The sequence below is a fragment of the Algibacter sp. YIN40 genome (genome assembly GCF_057219435.1).
On record NZ_JBXVVC010000001.1, the window covers coordinates 1015737 to 1037625 of the forward strand.

Consider the following 21889-nt stretch of genomic DNA (forward strand, 5'->3'; position numbering starts at 1 on the left):
ATGAAGATGATTTTATACATAATTACGTTTTTATTAAGTCTAAGTTTTTCGGCTCAAAATACAACCGTATTTGACAATGCGAATACCTTGTATAATCAAGGAAAGTATGCAGAGTCTATAGACGCTTACCAAAGTATTTTAGATAGTGGTAAGCACTCACCAGAGTTATATTATAACTTGGCTAATGCGCATTATAAATTGAATAATATTGCTCCTAGTATATATTATTACGAGAAAGCGAAACAATTAGCACCTAATGACGCAGATATAAAAAATAACATGGCATTTGCAAAAAACATGACCATAGATGCTATAGATATTATTCCTGAAGCGGGGTTTTCTAAATTACTTCGAAATATCGCGAACTTTATGACTTTTGATAGTTGGGCTAAAACAGCAGTTGGTCTCGTTTTTTGTTTCGTCGTATTGTTTTTATTTTATTATTTTGCTTACTCTACACTTAAAAAACGCTTAGCTTTTATGGGGAGTATTGCTTCCTTGTTTTTAATATGCATTACTTTGGCTTTTGCTTTTCACAAGTTTAATTTAGATCAAATCGATAAACCAGCTATTGTTTTTGCCGTTGAAAGTAAAGTTAAAAGCGAGCCTAATACGCGTAGCGAAGAATCTTTTAGGCTTCATGAAGGAACTAAGGTTCAGGTTTTAGATACTGTACAAAATTGGAAAAAAATTAAATTAGCCGATGGTAAAACGGGTTGGGTTGTGAACGTAGATATTAAAGAACTTTAATTTCTTATACTTCTTTATCCATAGCATTTTCATCATCTTCCTTTTTAGGTTCAAGAATATAGGGAAATATTGATGGCGCTAAAGATTTTACAGGTATATAAAGTACAGATGCTTCTAAATCTTTTTCATTGGCAAAAGGAATTGTACTATTCATTCTATCAAAAATAATAAGCACTACACTTAGTATAAGGGCTATCTTTAACGCACCAAAAACACCGCCAGCTAATTTGTTTATAATTCCCAAAGCAGCAAAATCGGCAAGTTTAGTTAGAGCCTTTCCTGCTAGAGCAATGGCTAACACAATGATAATAAAAGTTACAGCAAAGGCAACTATGTTCATGGTTTTCTCGTTCCAATCGACTTTACTTTCTAAAAATTCGGCAGCAAAGTTGCTAAAATGAATCGCTCCATAAACTCCAGCAATTAACGCAATTATTGAAGCTATTTCAACAAAAAGACCTTTCATGAATCCACGCACTAGTCCAAATAAGATTAGAGCTCCTAAAATAATATCTAACACACTCATAAATAATGAATTTAAACAAATATAAAATAATACTACCAGTTAGGTTTATTAACTTTGCATCTTTAAAATTATTATGTCTAGAGACGAACAATTAAAAGAACGCTGGGGGTTGGTGGTTGAAAAATTATCAAATCAATTTGCTGATGGAGATATTTTAGATCTCGATGCTATTATCTATTTAATTGGAGTTCAAGAACTCGGTCAATTAGATAGAAGTTTTAAAAAAGACCAAAAGTTAGACCTCATGCACATAGCTATTTGTAAAGTATTGACGCCTTATGGGTATTATGAACTGGATTTTGTAGATGATGAGGGTTGGCCACATTATAAAGCTAAAGCTGAATTACCTCATTTAAAAGCGGGAGAACAGAGTATATTAATGAAAGAAGCCATTGTTAATTATTTTCTGGAGACCGATTTTATAGTATAGTTTTCTACAACAGATTATATCTTTAAATTTTCATAACAAGCGTCTCTATTCGTTAGGAATAGTATATATTCGTGCCTCAAATTTTAATCTATAATGAAAAATAGAATATTACTTTTTAGTACTTTAATATTTATATTAATCGCATGTAGTAGCGATGATAATTCACAATCAATAGATCCCTTAATAGGAACTTGGACTTTTTACAAAAGTTTTGATGATGATCTTGAAATTTCTTCTGAATTTTGTGATTTAAAAGACACTCTTATTGTGAATGCAGATGGATCCTCTAGTTTCACTGTATACACCAGCGAGTCACTGGATGTTTGTAAAATTTTGGACTCAGATATAGGTACTTGGGAGAATAATGAAGATGGTTCTTATACATTTGTCTTTGGAGAAGTGACATCTATTTTAGAGATAACTTTTGAAGGAAATACTTTTTATTTTGAAGAAGACGGAGGTTTAAGTATTTATAGAGAAGTTTATTTAAGAAATTAATTCGTCCATTTATTAAATGCTATTTTTAGTAAGAATAACCGTATAAATTCACTACCTTTTAAGTTTTTAACTTAAACCAACCATTTTATGAAAAAAGCAATTTTATTCTTCACATTAGCAACATTTCTTTTAACTTCTTGTAGTAGTGATGATGGTGATAATTCTTCGTCTTCACAAGACTTATTAATTGGAACTTGGACATGGCATCAAAGTTTTTTCAATGGGGAGGAGCAGAGTTTGGACGATTGCGACAAAATGGATACAATTGTTATAAACTCTGATGGAACCTTTAATGAAAGTTATTTTTATGATGATAATGGAACCTGTGTGTCTGATGGTACTGACTCAGGGACATGGCAAAATCTAGGAAATAATGTTTATAGAACTGTTTATGGTGCTGGAACTCCAGACGAAGAAACATTAGACCAAACAATTTTGTTCGAAGGGAATACTTTTTATATAGAAGAAGTAGACGGACAGTTCTCATTTAAAATTGTATATATTCGAAATTAGTTTGTAAGAGAAACTTTTTAACAAATAACACTCCTTCGATTAGAAGGAGTTTTTTATGCATAAAAATCACTAAATTTGCATTCATTTTTGAAACGATATCATGATAGATAAGTTAAAAGAACTCATAATAGAAGCTGAAGCTTTTAAAGCACAATCTAAAGAAGAGGTTGAGGCATTCCGTATAAAGTATTTAGGTAAAAAAGGATTACTAAATGATTTTTTTGCTGAGTTTAAAAATGTAGCAAACAATCAAAAAAAAGAGTTTGGTCAAACCATTAATAAGCTTAAAAAAACAGCTGAAGATAAAGTAAATGCTTTAAGGGATGAGTTAGAGAGCAAGGAAGAAGTTAAAGGCGTTTATGGAGATTTATCAAGACCAGGCGAGCCTATTCAAATTGGTGCTCGTCATCCTATTTCTATCGTAAAAAATCAAATTATCGATATATTTTCAAGGATTGGTTTTAATGTTAGTGAAGGCCCAGAAATTGAAGACGATTGGCATAACTTTACGGCTTTAAATCTTCCTGAATACCACCCTGCTCGCGATATGCAGGATACGTTTTTTATTCAAACAAATCCAGATATACTTTTGCGCACACATACGAGCTCTGTACAGGTTCGTTACATGGAAAACAACAAACCGCCAATTCGTACTATTTCACCCGGAAGAGTATATCGTAACGAAGCTATATCGGCGCGTTCACATTGTTTCTTTCATCAAGTGGAAGGATTGTACATTGATAAAGATGTAAGCTTTGCTGATTTAAAACAAACTTTACAACACTTTACAACTGAAATGTTTGGTAAGAGTAAAATTCGTTTGCGACCTTCTTATTTTCCATTTACTGAGCCTAGCGCTGAAGTAGATGTGTATTGGGGACTTGAAACAGAAACCGATTATAAAATGACAAAGGGAACCGGTTGGTTAGAAATTATGGGTTGTGGTATGGTAGACCCAAATGTATTAGATAATTGTGGAATAGACTCAAACGAATATTCAGGTTTTGCATTCGGAATGGGAATCGATCGTATCGCCTTATTACTTCATCAAATTAGTGATATTCGTTTGTTAAGTGAAAATGATGTTAGGTTTTTAGAGCAATTTAAAAGTGCTTTATAATTTAGGTTCGGTTACTAAATAATCTTTTTTCCAGATTTTTTGTGTCGTTTGTTGGTCTATATTTCCTCCCGACAAAATAATTAGGATTCTTTTCTTTTGCGATTGATTTTTTAACCATTGGTAAGCTGCTTCCATGGATAAAGCACTTGTTGGTTCGATTCGTAATTTTAATAAATGTGTTAACCATTGTGTCCAATAGATCATGGCTTCCTCGGTGATTTCATAAAAGGCATCCAATTTTTTTAAGTATTCAAAAGTAATATCGCCTACAGCTAATGTCATCGCACCGTCGGCAAGGGTTTTTGGGGCTGTATCCAGACGCTGTATACTCTTTTGCCGTAAAGACTCTGCCGCGTCATTTCCTAATAAAGGTTCTGCGCCTATCACTTTAACGTTTGGTAATATGCCTTTTGATGCGATTAAGGATCCAGATAGGAGCCCACCGCCACCACAAGGTGCAAAAACGGCATCTATATTGCCAATTTTATTAATAGCATCATAAGCGGCTGTTCCTTGACCCGATATCACTTGTTCGTGATTAAAAGGAGGAATCCAATAAGTACCTTCTTTTATTGAAGCAAGTTTAACTTGTTTATCGGCTTCTTGTCTTGTTTTGCATAATACCACTTTAGCTCCATATGCTTTTGTTGCTTGTATTTTCACTTTTGATGAATAATTGGGCATATAAATAGTAGCAGGAATATCAAAGATTTTTGAAGCCCATGCGACGGCCTGGGCATGATTTCCTGAGCTATTAGCTACTATATGCTTTGGTTTTTTATTGTTTTCAATTAACCATGAAATGGTATTACAAGCACCTCTTGCTTTAAAAGCGCCAATTTTTTGCAGGTTTTCGGCCTTAAAGTAAATATAGTGCCCAAGCCAATTGTTTAATTTAGAAGATGTAAATATGGGCGTATCATTAATAAGCTTTTTAATTCGCTCTTTAGCGTTGATGATATCTTTTAAAGTTAAGACGCTTTCCATAGTATCAAATATAGAAATAATGAAACACAAACAATTAAAAACTAGTATTTTTGAAGACTTTTAAAATGTTTTGTTAAATGAAGAAAGATATCCATATCCCAAAAGTTGATGGTGTTTATATTGCAGTTGTAAATGAGTATAATGCAATCTATAAAACCCAAGATTGGAATGCTTATATTATAAATACTAAAGAAGTCGATTTAGAGATGGTATTAATAGTGACCAGTGGCTATTCTGAAGACAAAACAACTTCAGTTTTCAGAAAAAAAATTGATGTATTGCCCAAGAAAAGCTATGCTAAAATAGAACTTATGCAGGAAGATTTATTTGTGTTAAATAATTCTTTTAAGGTTACTTTTTTTGAAGGAAATGCCATGTTTGATAAAACGTATTTATTTCGAAAAAACACGATTAATCAAAAAGCGTTGCAAGAAATTCCTTTGATGGATGTTAAGGGTATTTTGGTAAAATAACTTCTTCCTCTCTAATCCAAACTGTTTTCGAGAAAAGTAACAATAAAATTATAAGCATGTTTAATTTGGATTCCGGTTTTGGTGCTGAATTACTAAAGTGATTAATCCAGCCTATCGGTTAACTTTTTAAATATTTTTTTTGGATTCGCCCTACTGTATAGAATTTCGTAAACAGCATCAATTATAGGGGTGTCTGCTTTTTTTTCATTCTTTTCATTTAGTAAATAAGCACTTTTAGTAGCATAATACCCTTCTGCAATCATGCTCATTTCCATTTGAGCGGATTTGACGGTATAGCCTTTGCCAATCATGTTACCAAACATACGGTTTCTAGAAAATGTAGAATAACCTGTTACTAATAAATCACCTAAATATGCCGAATTATTAATGTTGCGTTTCATTTTATGGACCTTTTTAATAAAACGCTTCATTTCACGAATCGCATTACTCATTAAAACACTTTGAAAATTATCACCATATCCTAATCCGTGAGCAATACCTGCAGCAATAGCATAAATGTTTTTCAGCATAACTCCGTATTCCACACCAATAACATCATCGCTTATTTTTGTGTTGATATAATTGCTGGATAAACTATCTGCAATATATTGCGCTTTTTTGGAGTCCCAGCAAGAAATGGTTAAGTAAGATAAACGTTCCAGAGCAACTTCTTCTGCATGGCAAGGTCCGGCTATAACGGCAATACTTTCAAAAGGGACTTTATAGTTTTGATTAAAATGTTCACCAACCAACAAACCAGTTTCAGGAACAATGCCCTTTACAGCAGAAACGATGGTTTTATTCGTGATATCAATATTTAATTTTTCTAATTCGCTATACATAAAAGCCGATGGAATAGCGAATATGAGAACATCGGCATAATCGGCTATTTCATTTATATCGTTACTTAATTTTAATTGTTCAACATGAAACTCTACGGAGCTTAAATAATTGGGATTATGTTGTTCTCGAATTAAGTGTTCTTTTGTATAAACGCTGCGCATGTACCAACCTACTTCTTCTAAATTTTCACAAAGCATTTTCACGATTGCGGTTGCCCAACTACCTGCTCCAAAAACTGCATATTTCAAAGGTTTGTCCATAAATATTGAATCGTTATAATTTCAAAAATACATAAAATTTAAGTCAATGTAAGTACTACAAATAATTGCTTATCTATTTTTTGGCACGCGTTTTGAAACCCTGTTTGTATAAACCCTAAAATGATGACGATATGAAAACGATAAAATTACTTTTAAGCTTCGCTTTAACGGCAACGCTTTTCACATCTTGTTATACCGAAGTAGTAGTTGATGAATACATTATAGATGACCCCGGAATTTCTATTAATCAATTATTGGGTTCGCATGAGTTGTGGTACGTTGATATAAATGCAACGCAAGGTTATGGAGAAACTCCATTTTTACAAAAGGCCTTTACTATCTCATTTAGAAATGGTGTAGTTTATGCAAACAATAATATTGTAGGATTAGGAGACAGCGGAAATGGATTTGGAATTGATGTTGGCGAGTACGATGCATACGAAATGATTTTAGATGTCTTTCATGATGTTGATGGATTTAGCACATTTGATATCTTTCAAATAGATAGTAATACCATTGAATTATACAATCCAAATAACGATACTTCTTATTTTCTGGATGGTTATCAAAGAAGTAATTTTGATTACGATTTTGTATTCTATGATAATATTCACTACTTCTTGCAAGAATATGAAGCTTGGGAAAAAAATTATACCAGTGAAATGGGTGTTCTAAATGAATTTGACAATGAAAACTATTTACAGTTTTTAGCTGGCGGAAATGATTCTACCTTTCGGAGTTCACAAGACGAAATTGGCACTAATGTAGGTAGTTTAATTTGGGATTATACAGGTGTTTATGGTGTAGGTGATATTAGTGGTAATATGTATTTAAAAACTTTAACATTAGATTATGATTCTTTTGACAATGAATATTTTGAATTGAGCGTTATAAATGACGGTAAGATAGAGTTGTTCCATCCAACATCTGAAACGGTTTATGAGTTTGAAGGACGTGGTTATATACAGTATTTAAAAACAGCCAACACTAAAGGTAAAACCTCTAGTATTAAAGAAGATAAGAAACGTAAGTTTAGAAAAGATAAAGTTGACAACCCAAGAGAAAACACACGTGGGTAAATAAAAATTTTGGTTGGTTATTTAGTTAGAAACCGTTTAAAACACAATGCTTTAGGCGGTTTTTTTTAGGTATAATAAACTATTAAAATTTTTAATTAGCTATTATATTATTCACATAATATGTTCTAGACCACTCATCTGTCTCTCCGGGTTTTATAAATATATTGAAGAATAATTCTGGGCTTACTACATGTCCACATCCCCATAGATTTACTTTAGTAGTTTTAAAACTTGCGACTTCGCTAATAGCTATATTGTTCGCTTGGTTTAGTAATTTCCATTTTGCCTCAACTTCTTTTCCACCAGAAAGATTGCTAAAAAAAAACGGGGTAGCTGGAGTACTCTTAAAGGCAACGTTATTTTTTTTAATATCTACTTTTTGTTCTGGGTTAACATAATCGTTAAACAACTTAGAATTTAATTCAAATGGAAATTCCAATTTATAATTTGGCCCTAGTAAATCGTTGTTTATTGAAGTGAAATTGTGAACGTATTCATCAGTAATAATATTTTTTTTACCTGTGTTTTTTAAGGAGTATTTAATTATAAAATTGGTTTCGTGCAGTTCGATTTTTTTTGTTAACTCATAAGAATACCCATTAATAGAATCTGATTCGCACGAATTAATAAGACAGTTATGTTTAATAGTAGTTTTAAATTTTGCAGGTTTAATCTGGTGTTTTTTACTAAAGAGATAGTCATTGCTATCTTTTTTTAGGAGTCCAATTCCAATTTTATGAAACCACCCACCTAATTCCGTATCATCAAACCCCAAAGCATTATCAATCCCGAATTCATTATAAAAAGCCTTTCCAAAAAGGTGTTCATTTTTGTTGTCATTTTTTTCATAGGTCGATACAAACACATTCTTAAACTTAACAGCTATAATTTTACCAGTCCAATCAAAACGTGAAAAATTGTAATTTTTATTTGGAAGATCGATATGGATTTCAAGATTATTGTTTTTTAAAATATGTGGCATGTTCGATCTTTAATATTTAGCTCTATTTATAGAAGTTCATTTCATCTAAATACTCCCAGACAAATTCTGGCAACATAGGTCTTACGTTTTTACCCGCTTTTATAGACTCACGAATAAATGTAGAGGAAAGTTCCATATTAGGTGCATCTATAAAATGTACTTTACTATGGTCATGAAATGGTGTTTCATTGGTTCCTTTAGAAATTCTAGGATACACGTATAAATGATGATTTTCAAGAATAAGTTTGTAATTTTTCCACTTGTGGAAACTTTTCAAGTTGTCTTCACCCATGATTAAGGCAAATTCATTTTCTGGGTACTTTTCTTGTAAATGGGTAAGTGTATTTATGGTGTAATTAGGTTGCGATAAGTTAAATTCTATATCACTTGGTTTTAGTTTCGTGTAGTCTTTAGTGGCTCGATAAACCATTTCTAGTCGCTGGTAATTGTCTAGTAAACTACTTTTCTTTTTAAACGGATTGTGAGGCGTCACAACAAACCAAACTTGGTCTAAATCACTATGTTCAGCAATATGGTTTGCTATAACTAAATGCCCAATATGAATTGGATTAAAGGAGCCAAAATACAATCCGATTTTCATTCCAATAATTTAAGAATTTATAAAAGTATTTACATGGTTATAAGCATCCTCCAGGGCATTTTCTAAATTATCGTTAACAACAATAACATCAAAAAGTGGAGCAGTAGCTAACTCTGCTGAAGCTTTTGCAACCCGCATGTTAATTTTATCTTCACTTTCTGTTTTACGCTTTTTTAAACGAATTTTTAATTCATCAATACTTGGTGGCTTAACAAAAACCGCCAATGTTTCATTTGGGAACTTACGCTTTATGCGAAGTCCACCAGAAACATCTATATCAAAAATAACGTTTTTACCTTTTGCCCAAATACGTTCCACTTCGGTTTTTAAAGTGCCGTAGAAATTGTCACGATATACTTCTTCCCATTCTAAGAATTCATCGTTTTTAATTTTGTTCTTAAACTCTTTTGCAGATAAAAAATAATAATCTTTAGCATTAATTTCTTCACCTCGTTTTTCTCTGGAAGTGGCCGAGATTGAAAATTCTAAATTTAAATCTTCAATATCCAATAGGTGCCTTACAATAGTTGTTTTTCCCGAACCCGATGGCGCTGAAAACACTATGAGTTTCCCTTGTTTGTTATTTTGTTGTTCTGACACTAATTTTCTAAATATATTGCTAGTTACTGATAATGTAAATTAAGACTGTAAACTAAATTATAGCACATTCAATAATTGTTCCTTAATTTTTTCAAGTTCGTCTTTCATTTGAACCACCAATTGTTGCATAGAAGCATAATTACTTTTTGAACCAATGGTATTAATTTCCCTACCCATCTCCTGACTTATAAAACCAAGTTTTTTACCATTTGAGTCTTTAGAGTTTAAACATTCCACAAAATAGTTTAAGTGATTTTTTAAACGGACTTTTTCTTCTGTAATATCGAATTTTTCTATGTAGTAAACCAATTCTTGTTCAAAACGGTTTTCGTCGTATTTCTCTCTTAATTCTTCAACACCCTTAAGTAGTCGTTCTCTAACTCCTTCAATACGTTCTGGATCCATATCTATAATTGCTTCCAATATAGAGTCTATGGTTTTAAGACGGTTTTTAAAATCTAATTCTAATACCTTACCTTCATTTAAACGATGATTATTTAAAGCGGTTACAGCAGTATCAATTTGCACTTCAATAAGTTTCCATTCATTTTCATCGATTTCTTCACGAACTGTGTTCAAAGCATCCGGGAATCGAACAGCCATTTTAAGTAATTCAATATCATCACCATCTGCGACATTTTTTAATTGCTTAATATATTGTTTAACAACTGGCGTGTTTATTTGGGTAGATGTGTCTTCTGCAGTCGTTTCTACATATACTGAAAAATCTACTTTCCCTCGTTCTAATCGATTAGCGAGAAGTTTACGAATAGTAAGCTCCTTTTCTCGATAAATCGAGGGCATTCGAGCATTTATATCAAGATTTTTGCTGTTTAGAGATTTTAACTCTATCGTTAATTTTTTGGTTGGTAATTGCAATACAGATTTTCCATAACCTGTCATTGAATGTATCATATGTGCATATATTAAGTTGCACAAAGGTAATTAAAACCTAAGGTTTAGAAAACATATAGATGAAGAGGAATTTGGTTTTCGCGAAAATATATTTTCCTATTGTAAAAAGAGACGACAAAATTACAGGAAACTTGTGAATAGAATGTTGTGATGAAGAAAATAAGAATTATCAGATTGATTTTTTGAAATTTAAAATATTAATACCTTTCGTAAAAATAAAATACTACATATTTATGAGATATAGGTTTAATTTTATCAATCTTCTTTTAGCTTTTTCATTTTTGTTGAGTTCATGTGATGTAAAAAAATATTGGAAGATAAGTTCTTTGTTGAGGTTATTTATGATGGTGGACATAATGTTATTACAGAAGATAGGAGTTTTAAGATTGGAAAACATTTAGAGAAATATGCCCCGAAACTCTAATACCGACTATATTTATAATAAACACCAGTAAATGAGTAGCGAACAGATAATTAAATTGAGGACATTTATAGAAGCAGCTATTTCGAGAATGCAACCATTGAAATCTTTAATGCGTGAAGATGAACTTGAAGATTTTGAATATTACGAAAGCTTTGACATTACTAATTGCACTGAAAAAAGAATATGTTTATCAATGTTAGACAGATTAACTATTATAGAAACAAGACTCCTTAAAAAGAATAAATCCAACTTTTTTCATTAGAGCGCAGTATCATATAGAAGATAAAAAAACAACCAAAATAAGAAGTTTTAAATATGACCATAGTCTAGATAAGTGCGCTCCAAAGTTTCAATAAAAAAAAGGATGTGAATTAACAGCATCCTTTTTTTAGATTTATTATGATTGATGATTTATCTGAAGCGTCTTTTAGTATTCCAAACAGAAGCTTTTGTTGAGTTTAATTTATTGGTAATTTGATTGTTATTTAAAGTTCTCATAATTTCTATATTTTGATGGTTTATTGTAATATTTAAATTTCCTAAAAGAATTATTTGTAACGTCTTTTGGCATTCCACACGTAGGCCTTTGTTGAGCTTATTTTTTGTGTAATTTGATTGTTGTTTAAAGTTCTCATAATTTCTATATTTAAAATGTATTATACTCAATAGACGACAATAATCAAATATTGTTACAGTACTATGTATAACACAGTAATGTTTTAACATATTTTAACAGTATTGCGCAAATTAATCTAGATAGTACCAATAGCAGCAAGTATAACAAAAGAGGTTGCATCACAAAAAATCATTGAAAATACTCAATAGATTCTTTTGTTAGATATTTTTATGATTTAGAGCATCATGTTGTAACAGAAATAAGAAGTTTTAAATACGATCATAGTCTTGACAAGTATTCTGCCAAGTTTTATAATCTTTCTTAATTCAGATAACTAACCTTAAATGACTTTCCTCATTGTAAGTTACTCGTGAAACAATTAAATTTATCAGTAAATCAAAATTGTATCATGAAAACAATATACAAGCATTTGAAAGTAGTCGCCCTTTTTTTTGCAACATTAATATTGTTCCAAGGTTGTACCGTATACAAATCAGCATCAGTAACACCTGATGAAGCATCAAAATCTTACACAAAAGGTAGAGTTAAAACTATTGATAATCAATCTTTAAAGTTTGAAGGAATTGAAGTTACAAATAACAAAATTGTTGGCGTTAAGATAAAAAATGGAGAAAGGATTATAACCCCAATTAAAAAAGATAATATAGATGAAATTCAAGTTAAAGATAAAAAAGGATCAACTATTGTTTCCATTGCAGTTCCTTTTGTTATAGGAGTTGTTATGTTAGGAATAATAGTTAACGAAAGTTTAAACAATATGGGCTTTGATTTATCAAATTAGAATAATATAATATTGTAATTATTAGAATAAAGGATTAAATGAAAATAAGCATTAAAGTAATTAGTTGGTTGCCTAGAATTATTTGCATACTTGCTATTGTGTTTATAAGTATTTTTGCACTTGATGCTTTCAATCCTGAAAAAACGCCCTGGCAACAGATTGGTGATTTTCTCATGCATCTCATTCCTTCTTTTATATTAATCTTGTTTCTCATCATTGCATGGAAACGAGAATTTATTGGCGGTATGATATTTACTATAATTGGTCTTGGGTTTAGCCCTTTTATTTTTATTCATAATTACAGAATGAACCAATCTATTTGGGTGAGCCTTTTAACCATTCTTCTCATTACAATACCGTTTGTTATTGCGGGAATTCTTTTTATGTTGAGTCATAAAATAAAGAAAAGGAATCCTTCTTTTTAAATAAATAATTATAGTTTAAAGGTTAATAAACAAACCTTTAAAAAGACTATAATTAATAGGGTAGTTTAAGAATAATATCTCGAATATGATTGTAAGGTAGAAATTATAATTTATTATGTTAAAAATAAGTTCTTTGCTGACGCCTAACAGTCTGTAATGTTATGATGCCAAATCAATGAAAAGCCTTGTAAACATTACTAAAAGGAGTTCTGATTTTGTCTTTATAACCTACTATTATTCATACTCTGATTTATTTACTATTAACTTAATTATTGCATTAGGTTTTACTTCTATATCTTTTCATAAAAACACTTCGCTCTGCTGCTTGCTGAATATTAATAGTCTACCTTGCAAGAAATTAACTCAAAACTATAAGAAAATTAATCTTCTTTTTATTGACCACAATTTTAATCAGTTGTGATTCTGCGAGTAGAATTAGTGATGTTTTTTCAATTGACGCTTTCTGCCACCCAGAAATACAATATCATTTATCAAGTGATTGTGATGATAGCCCTGAAATTACTGCTTCAGAAATTGTAAGTGTACTTGATTTCAATACTACAATTGATGGTATAGAAGTTATATTGAATGAAGCTGAAATTGGAGAATGTGTTCTTGTGAATTTAGTCGGTTTTGTTAGTAATAATGGCGAATATTTAGGCAATGTATATATTGTTAATGACGCAGAGAAATCATGGCTCGTTAAAGACTGCAATTAATTCACTCTTCTATATCTTTTCATAAAAACGCTTCGCTCTGTTGCTTGCTCTAGGCTAAAACAACTTTCAATAAGTTAAATTATAATTGTAAAAGTTTCAATATTATATTAGTGTCTACTTTTGATTAAACATTGAACAATATCATAAAAAAATAATATAATATATTGATATTTAGTAAGTTAAGTAAATAATATAGATTAAACAATTTATTGAACACCGATTAAACAGTAAATTCTTTAGAACAGGAGAATAGCACTCGATTGTTATTTGTTTCAATCTTATTAAATACTATGCACTATCTATATTGGAATAATAATAAAACGGCTTTAATCGTTACAAAAACCGCAACAGTAAAAAAGCCAGCTACCTAATAATAAGATAATTGACTTCATATTTGTACTCAAGGTGGGTACATAACCTAGAAAACAAAGGATAAAATAAGTTATCTAAAGTTAAAGATAATCAATTAGTTAAATACAAATAACCTCATCTTTGTTTTCTTTTTATTTCCTATATTTGTTATTAATACCGCTACTATAGCGCTACTAATTATAATTAGGTCTTCATGGGTGTTAAGTTAAATGAAAGAATACTTGCTAAAGGTGTTAAGAGATATTACTTAGTCATTTGGAATAATGGTATTAGAAGTTATGAATGGCTGCATACTGTACAAAAAGGTGATGATAAAATACAAAAGAAGAAATTAGCTGAATCTATAAGAGCGCAAAGAGCTTTAGAAATTGAAAGCGAAGGAACTAATTTTGTGCCTAAACATAAAAAGAAGATTACAATAACACAGTACTTTGATAATTATACCAATAATTACAAGAAAAAGGATTTAAGAACTATTGAAGGCGCTCTTAATAAATTCAAAGATTATCTTCAAAAACCTAAACTAGCATTTAGTAGCCTTAATCAACTTCATATAGAGAATTTTAAGTACTATTTAGTCCATGAAGCTGGAATAAATGGAGAAACACCTTATAGTTATTGGAGAAGGTTTAAAAAGGTCTTAATTCATGCTGAAAGGGAAGGCTACATTAAGGAATCTGTTTATAAAAATATAAGGTGGGAATCTAAAAATAAAAAAGCTGAATCTACACTAACAAAACAAGTGCTTACTGAAGATGAGATTGCTTTATTAAAAGAAACTAGATGTGGTAATGCTGAGGTTAAGAGGGCTTTCTTATTTGCTTGTTATACTGGCTTAGGATATGCTGAATTTAAAAAGCTTACTTGGAAAAATATTGTAAATCAAAAGCTTGTTATTGATAGGGCTAAAACTAATAGTGAGATAAATATAAAACTTAGTAACTCAGCCCTTAATTTATTAGGGGAAAGAAAAACAGGGCTAATTTTTGACTTAAAGCATGAAGGTAAGTTCTTAAGTGATACTGCAATAAATAAAAACCTAAGAAATTGGGTAGGTAAGGCTGAAATTGAAAAGGACATTACTTTTTATTGTGGAAGGCACACTTTTGCAGTTAGATTATTAATAAATGGGGCTAATTTAAAAACTGTGTCAGATGCTTTAGGGCATAAAACCTCAGCCCATACAATAAAGTACTTGAATCATGTTAATAGCCTTAAAGATGATGCTACATTTAATTTAGATTAGTAGATTTATACTAACAATTGGTTTGTATTTGATAATCAAAAACTTTATTAAAATGAACAATTTAGATCATAAAGGAAGTAGTTTTTCAAAAGATGAAGAAAGAAGATTATGGGTTGAGGCAAGAAGGTATCAATTAGAGCATGACTATTCATTACTAACTGATAAAGAACTAAAGACAAAGTATAAATATCTGAAGAAAAAACTGTTTAAAGATAATAGGTGGAATATTGAAGAATTTAAAACATATTGTAATTATCTTAAAACAAGAGAAGAAGTGGTTTTATTTTATTTAAAACTTTTTGAAACTGAATTTTCTTCAAGAATCTCATCTTTAAAATCCTTTAAATCTTTTATAAAGACTTTAATTGGAGCAAATGAACAAGATACTAAAGCGATGTTGCAAAGGCATAAAAACTTAGAAAGGAAATGGAAGATGTTCAAGTTTCAATTAAAAGAAGATGTTCACATTGGAGATTTTTTAATTGCTGTTAAACAGTTGAAAGTTTTTCTAAACTGCAATAATGAAGAAATAATTGAATTTATGCAGAAGAATATATATACTGGTTATAGTAAGGAAACGTTGTTAAAATACTATTATTCTTATAATTCAGAAAATTAACAATTTTTAAGATAGAGTATATAAGGGGTAATTTATTAACAATTCAATATAGTATGAATGTATAAATATTTTAAAATCAATTATTTATAATATTGACTATCTGAAATTTATTATTATTTTATTTAACTTATTGAAAAACAAATAATTAAAATTTTATATCTGTTAATGGTTTTGTTACTCAATCCTTTCCTTTCTTTCCTTTTCTAATTAATTTTATCCTATCGATATATAAGGGATAAGCTTATCCATTTTTATTAATCCATTAAAAAGATTATAGGATGGAAAAAAACATTTTTAATTTAAGTGATGCTGCAAAGTTCACAGGCTACAGTAAGAGCCATTTATACAAACTTACTCACTATAGAAAAATTGAACATTACAAGCCTAATGGCAAAAACATTTTTTTTAAGAAGGAACACTTAGAAAACTTCTTATTAAAAGGAAAAAAAGAGGTGCTGCCTAGTCAAGATATAGAAACGCTTGCTGCAAATTATATGCTAACTAAAAATTCTAGCAAATGATAGCAGCATATTACAAGTTAAGTATGCTTTCAGATGATTTGAAAGCAGCTAATAAGATAAAGGTAGGGGCTAAAATACCTAGATATGATTGCATAGAATTTACTGGTGATTATAAAGGATTTAAGCAGGGTTTTACCATTAGTTAACTCATAACACCAAAACAAAAAAGAGGGCGTTAAAACCCTCTTTTATTTTGTTCAAATATGGTACTACGGCAACACAAAAAACCTCTACACAAATATAACAAATGTTTGATAATTTACCTTTTACAGTTACCGATAAAAAGCAAATAGAAAATTTCTTGTCTAGTGGATTATTAGAGCGTGTTTCTGAAAGTATAGATTATTGCATGGAGACAGGAGAACAATACACTATTAAGAGAATATATAAGTTCTATAATTTGTATTTCTCCTTGACATATTCAAGTAAGGATGTTTATGATACATTGATTTGTAAAGGCTCATTTCATTACCTAATGAACAAAGGAAAGCACAATGCTAACAAAATTAATTTTGCTCAGGCTAAAATCTTTTTGTTGCAATTCGCTAGTCTTTTTAAAGTGGATTTATTTAAGTTAAAATTAAGGCCACCAGAGTTTGGTTTAAATATAACAATACCATTTGACGTGGTAGAAGTTGTGCAGCACGCATTTTGTGAACAGCGCAAAGAATTTAGTTTTAATCCACCACATATAAAAACTTCAAAAATTTCAGGAAGCCCTGCCAATGAAAGCCGTTTGAAATTTTATAGCAAATATCACGATTGCCCCAAATATGCGGAAAAGGACCTATTAAGAGCAGAACTACAATTCAAAAAAATTAGATGGTTGCATAGTGTAGATGTTTTTTCAATAGGAGATTTACTTAACGTGGATAATTTGAAAAAAATAAGTAAAAAGCATATTGAAATGTTTGAGCATATAATTGTCTATGATTACACTATAAATCCACCAAATAACAAACGTGTTAAGGACAAATTAAGAGATTATAAGTCTGAACGATACTGGAGAAAGTTAATTCAAGATTGCAAGCAAGGTAAGTGTTACAAAGACAAGTATAACGACAAAAAAGAGGACTTAAACAAGTTATCTAAAAAATATGGTTCTGACCTAACTCATAAAATACTTGAAATCATACGCAAACAGTGGGTTTGGTTTTTTGAAAAAGAAAAACATCCGAACTATGCACCAGTTTTCAAACCGAACTATGCACCATTTATAGAGTGCATTACTACTACTCCTACTAAAAAATGTCTTGTGACTGGTTTGGATATTTCCATGCAAAAAAAAGACAGTTACTTATTAAGTCACACTGGTTTAAAGTATCTCTATGTAACTAATAGACCGTTATATGATAATATTAAGAAAAAGTATTTGTCTATTCTTTGGGTTAAAGTTGATTTAAATGTTGAGATACGAGAGATTGCACATAACATTAGGAACGCACACAACAACCAAAGAATTAAACAACAAAGACTATATCCAAAACATCAATTCTCTTTAATACATTCTCTGCAATAAGATTATATGCCCCCATACCCCCCAATTCTCAAAAAGGGGTGGAGTGTTATAATGTAACGTACTAATTTTTTCTGAAATCCCAATAAAAATGGTGACTTTGAGAGGTTTCAATGCCTCTAAACCATTTATAATAGTTCACTTATAACTTTTTCATCAATAAAATAGATGTAATTTGTATTATATCAAGTAGTTACAGCTTTAACCTAATAGAAGACTTCTTAACAAATTACCACAGTCAAAACAATAAGTATAAATGATGATTTTATGTTAAAAGTGTGGTTTATTGGTGGGATAATAGCCTAACACACACATTAATTAAAATCTAAAAAAAATTGGTGGAGGTTAGAAGGATTGTGCTTTAGACTTTTAACAAGCTTTTCTTTCCAGCTCTTTCCCTTTGGCCAATCAGTCGCTTTTTTTGTTTTCAAATATTTCATTCAGAATCCAGTTTGTAAATTACCGCCAACGTTTATGTATAAGATTTTTTGCGTTGGTTAAGCAACTAATTTAGCAAATAAATCACAGATAGAAAGTCCTTGTGGACTTTCGTTAGTAAGCTCTAACTAGCAATGAATTATACACGTTGTTGTGTGTAGTTTTTTAATTTTTAATTACCTCTTTAAATTTATCAACTAAAAGATTCATAGGAAATCGATAGTTGTTGAGTCTTGTGCTTATAGGTGCAATTTGTTTAGTTAAATTCTTATTTGCAATCATTTTTCCTTTTTCCATATTGGAATGATTCACTTTTTTTCGAGTATTCATATTTTTTAGATGATCATCAATTATTTTTCTAAAATTAGAATCATTTTTCTCTAAATGAGGTTGCCAAAAAATTAAAGTATCTATGTCAATTATTGTAAGGTTTTTTATGAAATTGGAATTGTATTTATCTCCAAGCTTTTCTTTTACAGACTTCATATACCATTGATTTAATCTGTAGTTAGCTCCTAGAATCTCGAAAATTCTGTCATTTATTATTAAGATTGGATAAATGGTTATATTCTTTTTATTATTTACAAAGTCATCAAATTCAAAACTATTTTCTACGATTTGAACAATCGAGTTAATCAGTTGACCTGCACCAATCGGTTTACCGTTTACTTCAAAAAACTTAGATTTTAAAACTTGATTAATTTGGTCAATATCTCCTGAACTTTTTATTTTTTTTGCAATAAGCACATCCTTATTTTCAAATAAGTATACTCGTTTATTATGGCGAATGTAATAATCAGGTTCATTGTCAGCTTTAATATTTTTTTTCTTTATTAAATACGACTTATCAAAAATTCTATCAAGAATTTTCTTCATTAAATAATCCTCGGAAAATTTAGTATTAAAAAACTCAAAAAAAGTTCTGTCTTTTGCAGGTAACTTATGATGTTTATGAAAAGAACTTTTTAATATAAATTTTACACTTTTATAGAATTTATCCACAACAAAAAAGAAGTCAATGATTGAAAATGTATCAGCATCTAATTTGTATAGAGGGTAGTTTTTTAGGTTAGTAAAGTCATCATCTTCGACAATTTTATTTGATGACAATGTATCTAAAAAAGCAATTGAATCTTTATCCGATACTTTAAATTTGAAACCGTTTTTAACTTTAAGCTCAAGTAGTTTACCAAAAAGATATTTCATCTGAATAGTCAATTCTTTAGAACTACTTTGTGAGAAATATTCATAAAGGTCTTTTTCTAAATAATTATATTCTGCATTTGACTGCAGAAATTCTATTAGGTACTCAAACCGAACAATAGTTGCATACAAAAGCTTTGCAAATTCTAGGTCATTGTCCTCAAAGAGACCTATATCAGCAGTAGAAAATGACATAGCAATTGACATATCTACCATCTTTTCAAGATTATCCTTTGAAGAAGTAAGCTTTTGTTTTGAATTGACTTCTTTATTGATTACTAAAAATGCTTTAAACAAGTTTAACTCGTCTGAATCTCTGTCATTATTTTTATTTTTGTCAATAAGTTCAGTACGATTTGATAAGATTATTTCAGCTAACCTCAAACTTGCCTCGCGAGAAACTAACTGTGGTTTTTCTCCAAGCTTAGTTTCTTTGGCATACTTTATAACTCGCTTAACAACATCGTCGTGTATTAATGGATTTGTAGCAAATCGGTCAAAGTTTGGTTGTGGTTTTGTATTCGAAAACCCAATAATATTCAATAGAGTAAAAGGCGAAATTAATTTTAAATATTCAATTACATCTTTTATTTTCTCGTCTGGATAAACGTGTTCAAATTCTAATCGAAGTATTGTTTTAATCATTTAACCTTGTAGTTTTTATATTTTTCTTAGTTCATAAGTCAATAACTCATCTTTTGGATAATCGCCAAGCTTATTCCAAATTTCGACACAATCAATTATTCCGTTAGAGAAATGAACTGTCAAATCAGCTAGAATGTTTTCATTCTGATTTATAAGTTTAAATTTTGTTAATTCCTGATTATGTTCTCCGAACATTTTTTCAAGTTGTGATCTTGATAATCTATATTTTTCAATTCCACTCTCAGGTTTTAAATAAACATATAATCCAACACGCGTTTGTTCAGTTTTTTTTCGGTTAATAGTTCAATTTGTTCAAACAATTGGTTTTCAAATTCTTCTCCCTCAACAGTGAATTCAATTATGTTTGATATGAGTTCTGATTTTATCATTTCTAATTAGTTTGAACTGGCTCTAACTATTCTTTAATTTAGAGTTGATAGATTAACAACTTCTCCATCTTGCATTTTATTCCAAACAATCAGCAAGTTCTCTTGATTTTTTTCAATCCATTTCAGCACTTTTTTTTCGTATTTTCTTTCAATTTGTCCAGCTAGGACTTGCTGATTTCTAATAGCTATACTTGCATTATGATTGCCTCTACCAATGTCAACATGAACATGAGGTTCTTTATGATTTTCCTGATACATTTTTATTTTCACATTTGTGTCAGGTTTAAATATGAGGTGCTTAATTACTGGTTTGCCAGAATGAGAATTAGAGCGTTCACTTAACATGTCTATTAATTGTATAGACTTTTTTAAACTCAAAGATTCTTGGTTTAATATTTTTATTGCTTCTTCCATCAAGTCTAAATGTTGTGTTAAGAGTTCATTTAAATTACTGCCAACGTTTATGTGTAAGGAACGTTGCGTGTTTGTGTGCGAGGATTTTCCGAAGGAAAATAAGAAGCCAGCAAAAGCGCAACTACCAAACGGCTTAACTAAAATAAGCAATGTTTTTTACACGTTGTTAGCCTTTGTTTTTGATTTCCCTTTTTATGAGTTCCAATGCCTTCTCAGTTTGCTTTAACAATTTTTCTGTAAGGACATATACTCTTTCCATTCGCCAATTATGTATTGACATGATATTGGAAAATTCGAATTCTTGCAACATGACTCTTGGATCAATTTCGAATTTTGATTTAAAATTTCTTGGATTATTAGGGGAACTAATTTTATCTACATCATCCCAAGATAGCCATTTGTTGGTATATGGATAAAATTCAGCAGAAAACTCACTAGCCCAATCATCTTCTTCCCTTTGAAACACTTGTAAGCTAGAAGTCCATTTCCCTATATTTCTCCTAATATCAGCTCTTGAAATAATCTTTAAATTTCCAGAACTACGAACATCTTCAAGAATATCTGTGGAAATTTCGCACCTAGTTGTTGCTCCAATTTGTCCAAACCATTTGTTCATCTCATCAACTGATAATGTTGGTTTATTTGGACCAAGTTGCATTCGTACGCTATCAGCATACATCATATCCTCTTTTAAAATATCCAAGTAATTTCGGAGAGAAATTTTATTTGTTTCAAATTCACCAATCAAAGCATTTAGCGTTGATTTTTCTAATTTATTCAGTTGTTTTTCTTCTTTCCAATTATTTAAGCTCAAGGCAATTAGAATTCCAATAACTACCAGAATAATTTCTCCAATTGCGTAAATCAGATACTTGCTGAATTTATTTTCAGAGAGCAATTTTTGTCTAATTTTCCTAAAGAATTTTATCATGGGTCAAAGGTTGGTCATAATGAAGGCTAACG

At 30.2% G+C, this 21889-nt stretch carries 28 protein-coding genes; 16 read left to right on the forward strand and 12 right to left on the reverse strand.

The genetic code is table 11. The annotated features are described in order from the left end of the window. The first annotated feature begins 6 nt into the window (after positions 1-6). Positions 7-750 (forward strand): tetratricopeptide repeat protein, encoded by a 744-nt coding sequence (locus tag AC2D6V_RS04725; protein WP_484646895.1) that lies wholly within the window; start codon positions 7-9, stop codon positions 748-750. 4 nt (positions 751-754) lie between these two features. On the opposite strand, the gene AC2D6V_RS04730 is transcribed toward AC2D6V_RS04725, so the two are convergent. Then, positions 755-1276, reverse strand: a complete 522-nt coding sequence (locus AC2D6V_RS04730) for a CvpA family protein (RefSeq protein WP_484646896.1) — start codon at positions 1274-1276, stop codon at positions 755-757. A 73-nt stretch (positions 1277-1349) separates the two neighbouring features. On the opposite strand from AC2D6V_RS04730, the gene AC2D6V_RS04735 reads away from it, so the two are divergent. The 4 genes from AC2D6V_RS04735 (at position 1350) to pheS (ending at position 3837) form a co-directional block, all read left to right on the forward strand. After that, on the forward strand, positions 1350-1706 hold the full coding sequence (locus AC2D6V_RS04735; RefSeq protein WP_484646897.1) for a hypothetical protein: 357 nt from the start codon (positions 1350-1352) through the stop codon (positions 1704-1706). A gap of 93 nt (positions 1707-1799) precedes the next feature. Continuing rightward, positions 1800-2204 (forward strand): lipocalin-like domain-containing protein, encoded by a 405-nt coding sequence (locus tag AC2D6V_RS04740; protein WP_484646898.1) that lies wholly within the window; start codon positions 1800-1802, stop codon positions 2202-2204. A gap of 87 nt (positions 2205-2291) precedes the next feature. Beyond that, positions 2292-2717, forward strand: coding sequence for a lipocalin-like domain-containing protein (locus AC2D6V_RS04745; RefSeq protein WP_484646899.1), 426 nt, complete (start codon positions 2292-2294; stop codon positions 2715-2717). A 100-nt stretch (positions 2718-2817) separates the two neighbouring features. Next, positions 2818-3837, forward strand: coding sequence for a phenylalanine--tRNA ligase subunit alpha (pheS, locus tag AC2D6V_RS04750; protein WP_484646900.1), 1020 nt, complete (start codon positions 2818-2820; stop codon positions 3835-3837). Here the strand turns inward: pheS and AC2D6V_RS04755 are convergent. Beyond that, positions 3832-4824 carry a serine/threonine dehydratase gene (locus tag AC2D6V_RS04755; protein ID WP_484646901.1) on the reverse strand — a complete coding sequence of 331 codons (993 nt, stop codon included), beginning with the start codon at positions 4822-4824 and terminating at the stop codon, positions 3832-3834. The genes pheS and AC2D6V_RS04755 overlap by 6 nt on opposite strands. A 77-nt stretch (positions 4825-4901) precedes the next feature. Here AC2D6V_RS04755 and AC2D6V_RS04760 point away from each other — a divergent pair, with 77 nt between their 5' ends. Next, positions 4902-5297, forward strand: a complete 396-nt coding sequence (locus AC2D6V_RS04760) for a hypothetical protein (protein ID WP_484646902.1) — start codon at positions 4902-4904, stop codon at positions 5295-5297. A 101-nt stretch (positions 5298-5398) separates the two neighbouring features. Here AC2D6V_RS04760 and AC2D6V_RS04765 read toward each other — a convergent pair whose 3' ends face one another. After that, positions 5399-6400: an NAD(P)H-dependent glycerol-3-phosphate dehydrogenase gene (locus tag AC2D6V_RS04765; protein WP_484646903.1), complete on the reverse strand. Its 1002-nt coding sequence runs from the start codon at positions 6398-6400 to the stop codon at positions 5399-5401. A gap of 131 nt (positions 6401-6531) precedes the next feature. Here AC2D6V_RS04765 and AC2D6V_RS04770 point away from each other — a divergent pair, with 131 nt between their 5' ends. Then, positions 6532-7479: a nicotinic acid mononucleotide adenyltransferase gene (locus AC2D6V_RS04770; RefSeq protein ID WP_484646904.1), complete on the forward strand. Its 948-nt coding sequence runs from the start codon at positions 6532-6534 to the stop codon at positions 7477-7479. A gap of 91 nt (positions 7480-7570) precedes the next feature. Here the strand turns inward: AC2D6V_RS04770 and AC2D6V_RS04775 are convergent, their stop codons facing one another. From AC2D6V_RS04775 to AC2D6V_RS04790, 4 genes are read right to left on the reverse strand one after another with little or no spacing between them, the layout of a single operon-like run. Further along, positions 7571-8461, reverse strand: a complete 891-nt coding sequence (locus AC2D6V_RS04775) for a hypothetical protein (protein WP_484646905.1) — start codon at positions 8459-8461, stop codon at positions 7571-7573. 22 nt (positions 8462-8483) lie between these two features. Continuing rightward, positions 8484-9062 (reverse strand): nicotinate (nicotinamide) nucleotide adenylyltransferase, encoded by a 579-nt coding sequence (gene nadD, locus AC2D6V_RS04780; RefSeq protein WP_484646906.1) that lies wholly within the window; start codon positions 9060-9062, stop codon positions 8484-8486. Between the two features lie 9 nt (positions 9063-9071). Next, complete coding sequence (gmk, locus tag AC2D6V_RS04785) at positions 9072-9662, reverse strand: guanylate kinase (protein WP_484646907.1); 591 nt, start codon at positions 9660-9662, stop codon at positions 9072-9074. 57 nt (positions 9663-9719) lie between these two features. Further along, positions 9720-10577 carry a YicC/YloC family endoribonuclease gene (locus AC2D6V_RS04790; protein WP_484646908.1) on the reverse strand — a complete coding sequence of 286 codons (858 nt, stop codon included), beginning with the start codon at positions 10575-10577 and terminating at the stop codon, positions 9720-9722. Between the two features lie 455 nt (positions 10578-11032). On the opposite strand from AC2D6V_RS04790, the gene AC2D6V_RS04795 reads away from it, so the two are divergent. The 9 genes from AC2D6V_RS04795 (at position 11033) to AC2D6V_RS04835 (ending at position 17840) form a co-directional block, all read left to right on the forward strand. Beyond that, entirely contained in the window at positions 11033-11263 is a 231-nt protein-coding gene (locus AC2D6V_RS04795; RefSeq protein ID WP_484646909.1) for a hypothetical protein, read from the forward strand. Positions 11264-12026: 763 nt separating this feature from the next. Then, positions 12027-12419, forward strand: coding sequence for a hypothetical protein (locus tag AC2D6V_RS04800; protein ID WP_484646910.1), 393 nt, complete (start codon positions 12027-12029; stop codon positions 12417-12419). Between the two features lie 38 nt (positions 12420-12457). Beyond that, positions 12458-12844 (forward strand): DUF7670 domain-containing protein, encoded by a 387-nt coding sequence (locus AC2D6V_RS04805; protein WP_484646911.1) that lies wholly within the window; start codon positions 12458-12460, stop codon positions 12842-12844. A gap of 395 nt (positions 12845-13239) precedes the next feature. After that, positions 13240-13563, forward strand: coding sequence for a hypothetical protein (locus tag AC2D6V_RS04810; protein ID WP_484646912.1), 324 nt, complete (start codon positions 13240-13242; stop codon positions 13561-13563). Between the two features lie 565 nt (positions 13564-14128). Then, positions 14129-15181 carry a site-specific integrase gene (locus AC2D6V_RS04815; protein ID WP_484646913.1) on the forward strand — a complete coding sequence of 351 codons (1053 nt, stop codon included), beginning with the start codon at positions 14129-14131 and terminating at the stop codon, positions 15179-15181. 52 nt (positions 15182-15233) lie between these two features. Next, entirely contained in the window at positions 15234-15800 is a 567-nt protein-coding gene (locus AC2D6V_RS04820; protein ID WP_484646914.1) for a hypothetical protein, read from the forward strand. A 278-nt stretch (positions 15801-16078) separates the two neighbouring features. Beyond that, positions 16079-16321, forward strand: a complete 243-nt coding sequence (locus AC2D6V_RS04825) for a helix-turn-helix domain-containing protein (RefSeq protein ID WP_484646915.1) — start codon at positions 16079-16081, stop codon at positions 16319-16321. Beyond that, positions 16318-16467 (forward strand): hypothetical protein, encoded by a 150-nt coding sequence (locus AC2D6V_RS04830; protein WP_484646916.1) that lies wholly within the window; start codon positions 16318-16320, stop codon positions 16465-16467. The genes AC2D6V_RS04825 and AC2D6V_RS04830 overlap by 4 nt, the downstream gene beginning before the upstream one ends. 101 nt (positions 16468-16568) lie before the next feature. Beyond that, complete coding sequence (locus AC2D6V_RS04835; protein WP_484646917.1) at positions 16569-17840, forward strand: hypothetical protein; 1272 nt, start codon at positions 16569-16571, stop codon at positions 17838-17840. A gap of 600 nt (positions 17841-18440) precedes the next feature. Here AC2D6V_RS04835 and AC2D6V_RS04840 read toward each other — a convergent pair. The 5 genes from AC2D6V_RS04840 to AC2D6V_RS04860 are packed head-to-tail and all read right to left on the reverse strand — an operon-like array spanning position 18441 to position 21857. Continuing rightward, positions 18441-20123, reverse strand: a complete 1683-nt coding sequence (locus AC2D6V_RS04840; protein WP_484646918.1) for a hypothetical protein — start codon at positions 20121-20123, stop codon at positions 18441-18443. A 15-nt stretch (positions 20124-20138) separates the two neighbouring features. Further along, a complete protein-coding gene (locus AC2D6V_RS04845) occupies positions 20139-20318 on the reverse strand; it encodes a hypothetical protein (protein WP_484646919.1) in 180 nt (59 codons plus the stop codon). Positions 20319-20371: 53 nt separating this feature from the next. Next, entirely contained in the window at positions 20372-20512 is a 141-nt protein-coding gene (locus AC2D6V_RS04850; protein ID WP_484646920.1) for a hypothetical protein, read from the reverse strand. 33 nt (positions 20513-20545) lie between these two features. After that, positions 20546-21076: a DUF4160 domain-containing protein gene (locus tag AC2D6V_RS04855; protein WP_484646921.1), complete on the reverse strand. Its 531-nt coding sequence runs from the start codon at positions 21074-21076 to the stop codon at positions 20546-20548. A 16-nt stretch (positions 21077-21092) separates the two neighbouring features. Continuing rightward, positions 21093-21857, reverse strand: coding sequence for a DUF6090 family protein (locus AC2D6V_RS04860; protein ID WP_484646922.1), 765 nt, complete (start codon positions 21855-21857; stop codon positions 21093-21095). Positions 21858-21889 lie beyond the last annotated feature (32 nt).

Coding starts and splice junctions, on each gene's coding strand:
- AC2D6V_RS04725 (WP_484646895.1), top strand. CDS start 7: ATGATTTTATACATAATTACGTTTTTATTAAGTCTAAGTTTTTCGGCT.
- AC2D6V_RS04730 (WP_484646896.1), bottom strand. CDS start 1,276: ATGAGTGTGTTAGATATTATTTTAGGAGCTCTAATCTTATTTGGACTA.
- AC2D6V_RS04735 (WP_484646897.1), top strand. CDS start 1,350: ATGTCTAGAGACGAACAATTAAAAGAACGCTGGGGGTTGGTGGTTGAA.
- AC2D6V_RS04740 (WP_484646898.1), top strand. CDS start 1,800: ATGAAAAATAGAATATTACTTTTTAGTACTTTAATATTTATATTAATC.
- AC2D6V_RS04745 (WP_484646899.1), top strand. CDS start 2,292: ATGAAAAAAGCAATTTTATTCTTCACATTAGCAACATTTCTTTTAACT.
- pheS (WP_484646900.1), top strand. CDS start 2,818: ATGATAGATAAGTTAAAAGAACTCATAATAGAAGCTGAAGCTTTTAAA.
- AC2D6V_RS04755 (WP_484646901.1), bottom strand. CDS start 4,824: ATGGAAAGCGTCTTAACTTTAAAAGATATCATCAACGCTAAAGAGCGA.
- AC2D6V_RS04760 (WP_484646902.1), top strand. CDS start 4,902: ATGAAGAAAGATATCCATATCCCAAAAGTTGATGGTGTTTATATTGCA.
- AC2D6V_RS04765 (WP_484646903.1), bottom strand. CDS start 6,400: ATGGACAAACCTTTGAAATATGCAGTTTTTGGAGCAGGTAGTTGGGCA.
- AC2D6V_RS04770 (WP_484646904.1), top strand. CDS start 6,532: ATGAAAACGATAAAATTACTTTTAAGCTTCGCTTTAACGGCAACGCTT.
- AC2D6V_RS04775 (WP_484646905.1), bottom strand. CDS start 8,461: ATGCCACATATTTTAAAAAACAATAATCTTGAAATCCATATCGATCTT.
- nadD (WP_484646906.1), bottom strand. CDS start 9,062: ATGAAAATCGGATTGTATTTTGGCTCCTTTAATCCAATTCATATTGGG.
- AC2D6V_RS04790 (WP_484646908.1), bottom strand. CDS start 10,577: ATGATACATTCAATGACAGGTTATGGAAAATCTGTATTGCAATTACCA.
- AC2D6V_RS04795 (WP_484646909.1), top strand. CDS start 11,033: ATGAGTAGCGAACAGATAATTAAATTGAGGACATTTATAGAAGCAGCT.
- AC2D6V_RS04800 (WP_484646910.1), top strand. CDS start 12,027: ATGAAAACAATATACAAGCATTTGAAAGTAGTCGCCCTTTTTTTTGCA.
- AC2D6V_RS04805 (WP_484646911.1), top strand. CDS start 12,458: ATGAAAATAAGCATTAAAGTAATTAGTTGGTTGCCTAGAATTATTTGC.
- AC2D6V_RS04815 (WP_484646913.1), top strand. CDS start 14,129: ATGGGTGTTAAGTTAAATGAAAGAATACTTGCTAAAGGTGTTAAGAGA.
- AC2D6V_RS04820 (WP_484646914.1), top strand. CDS start 15,234: ATGAACAATTTAGATCATAAAGGAAGTAGTTTTTCAAAAGATGAAGAA.
- AC2D6V_RS04825 (WP_484646915.1), top strand. CDS start 16,079: ATGGAAAAAAACATTTTTAATTTAAGTGATGCTGCAAAGTTCACAGGC.
- AC2D6V_RS04830 (WP_484646916.1), top strand. CDS start 16,318: ATGATAGCAGCATATTACAAGTTAAGTATGCTTTCAGATGATTTGAAA.
- AC2D6V_RS04835 (WP_484646917.1), top strand. CDS start 16,569: ATGTTTGATAATTTACCTTTTACAGTTACCGATAAAAAGCAAATAGAA.
- AC2D6V_RS04840 (WP_484646918.1), bottom strand. CDS start 20,123: ATGATTAAAACAATACTTCGATTAGAATTTGAACACGTTTATCCAGAC.
- AC2D6V_RS04845 (WP_484646919.1), bottom strand. CDS start 20,318: ATGTTCGGAGAACATAATCAGGAATTAACAAAATTTAAACTTATAAAT.
- AC2D6V_RS04850 (WP_484646920.1), bottom strand. CDS start 20,512: ATGATAAAATCAGAACTCATATCAAACATAATTGAATTCACTGTTGAG.
- AC2D6V_RS04860 (WP_484646922.1), bottom strand. CDS start 21,857: ATGATAAAATTCTTTAGGAAAATTAGACAAAAATTGCTCTCTGAAAAT.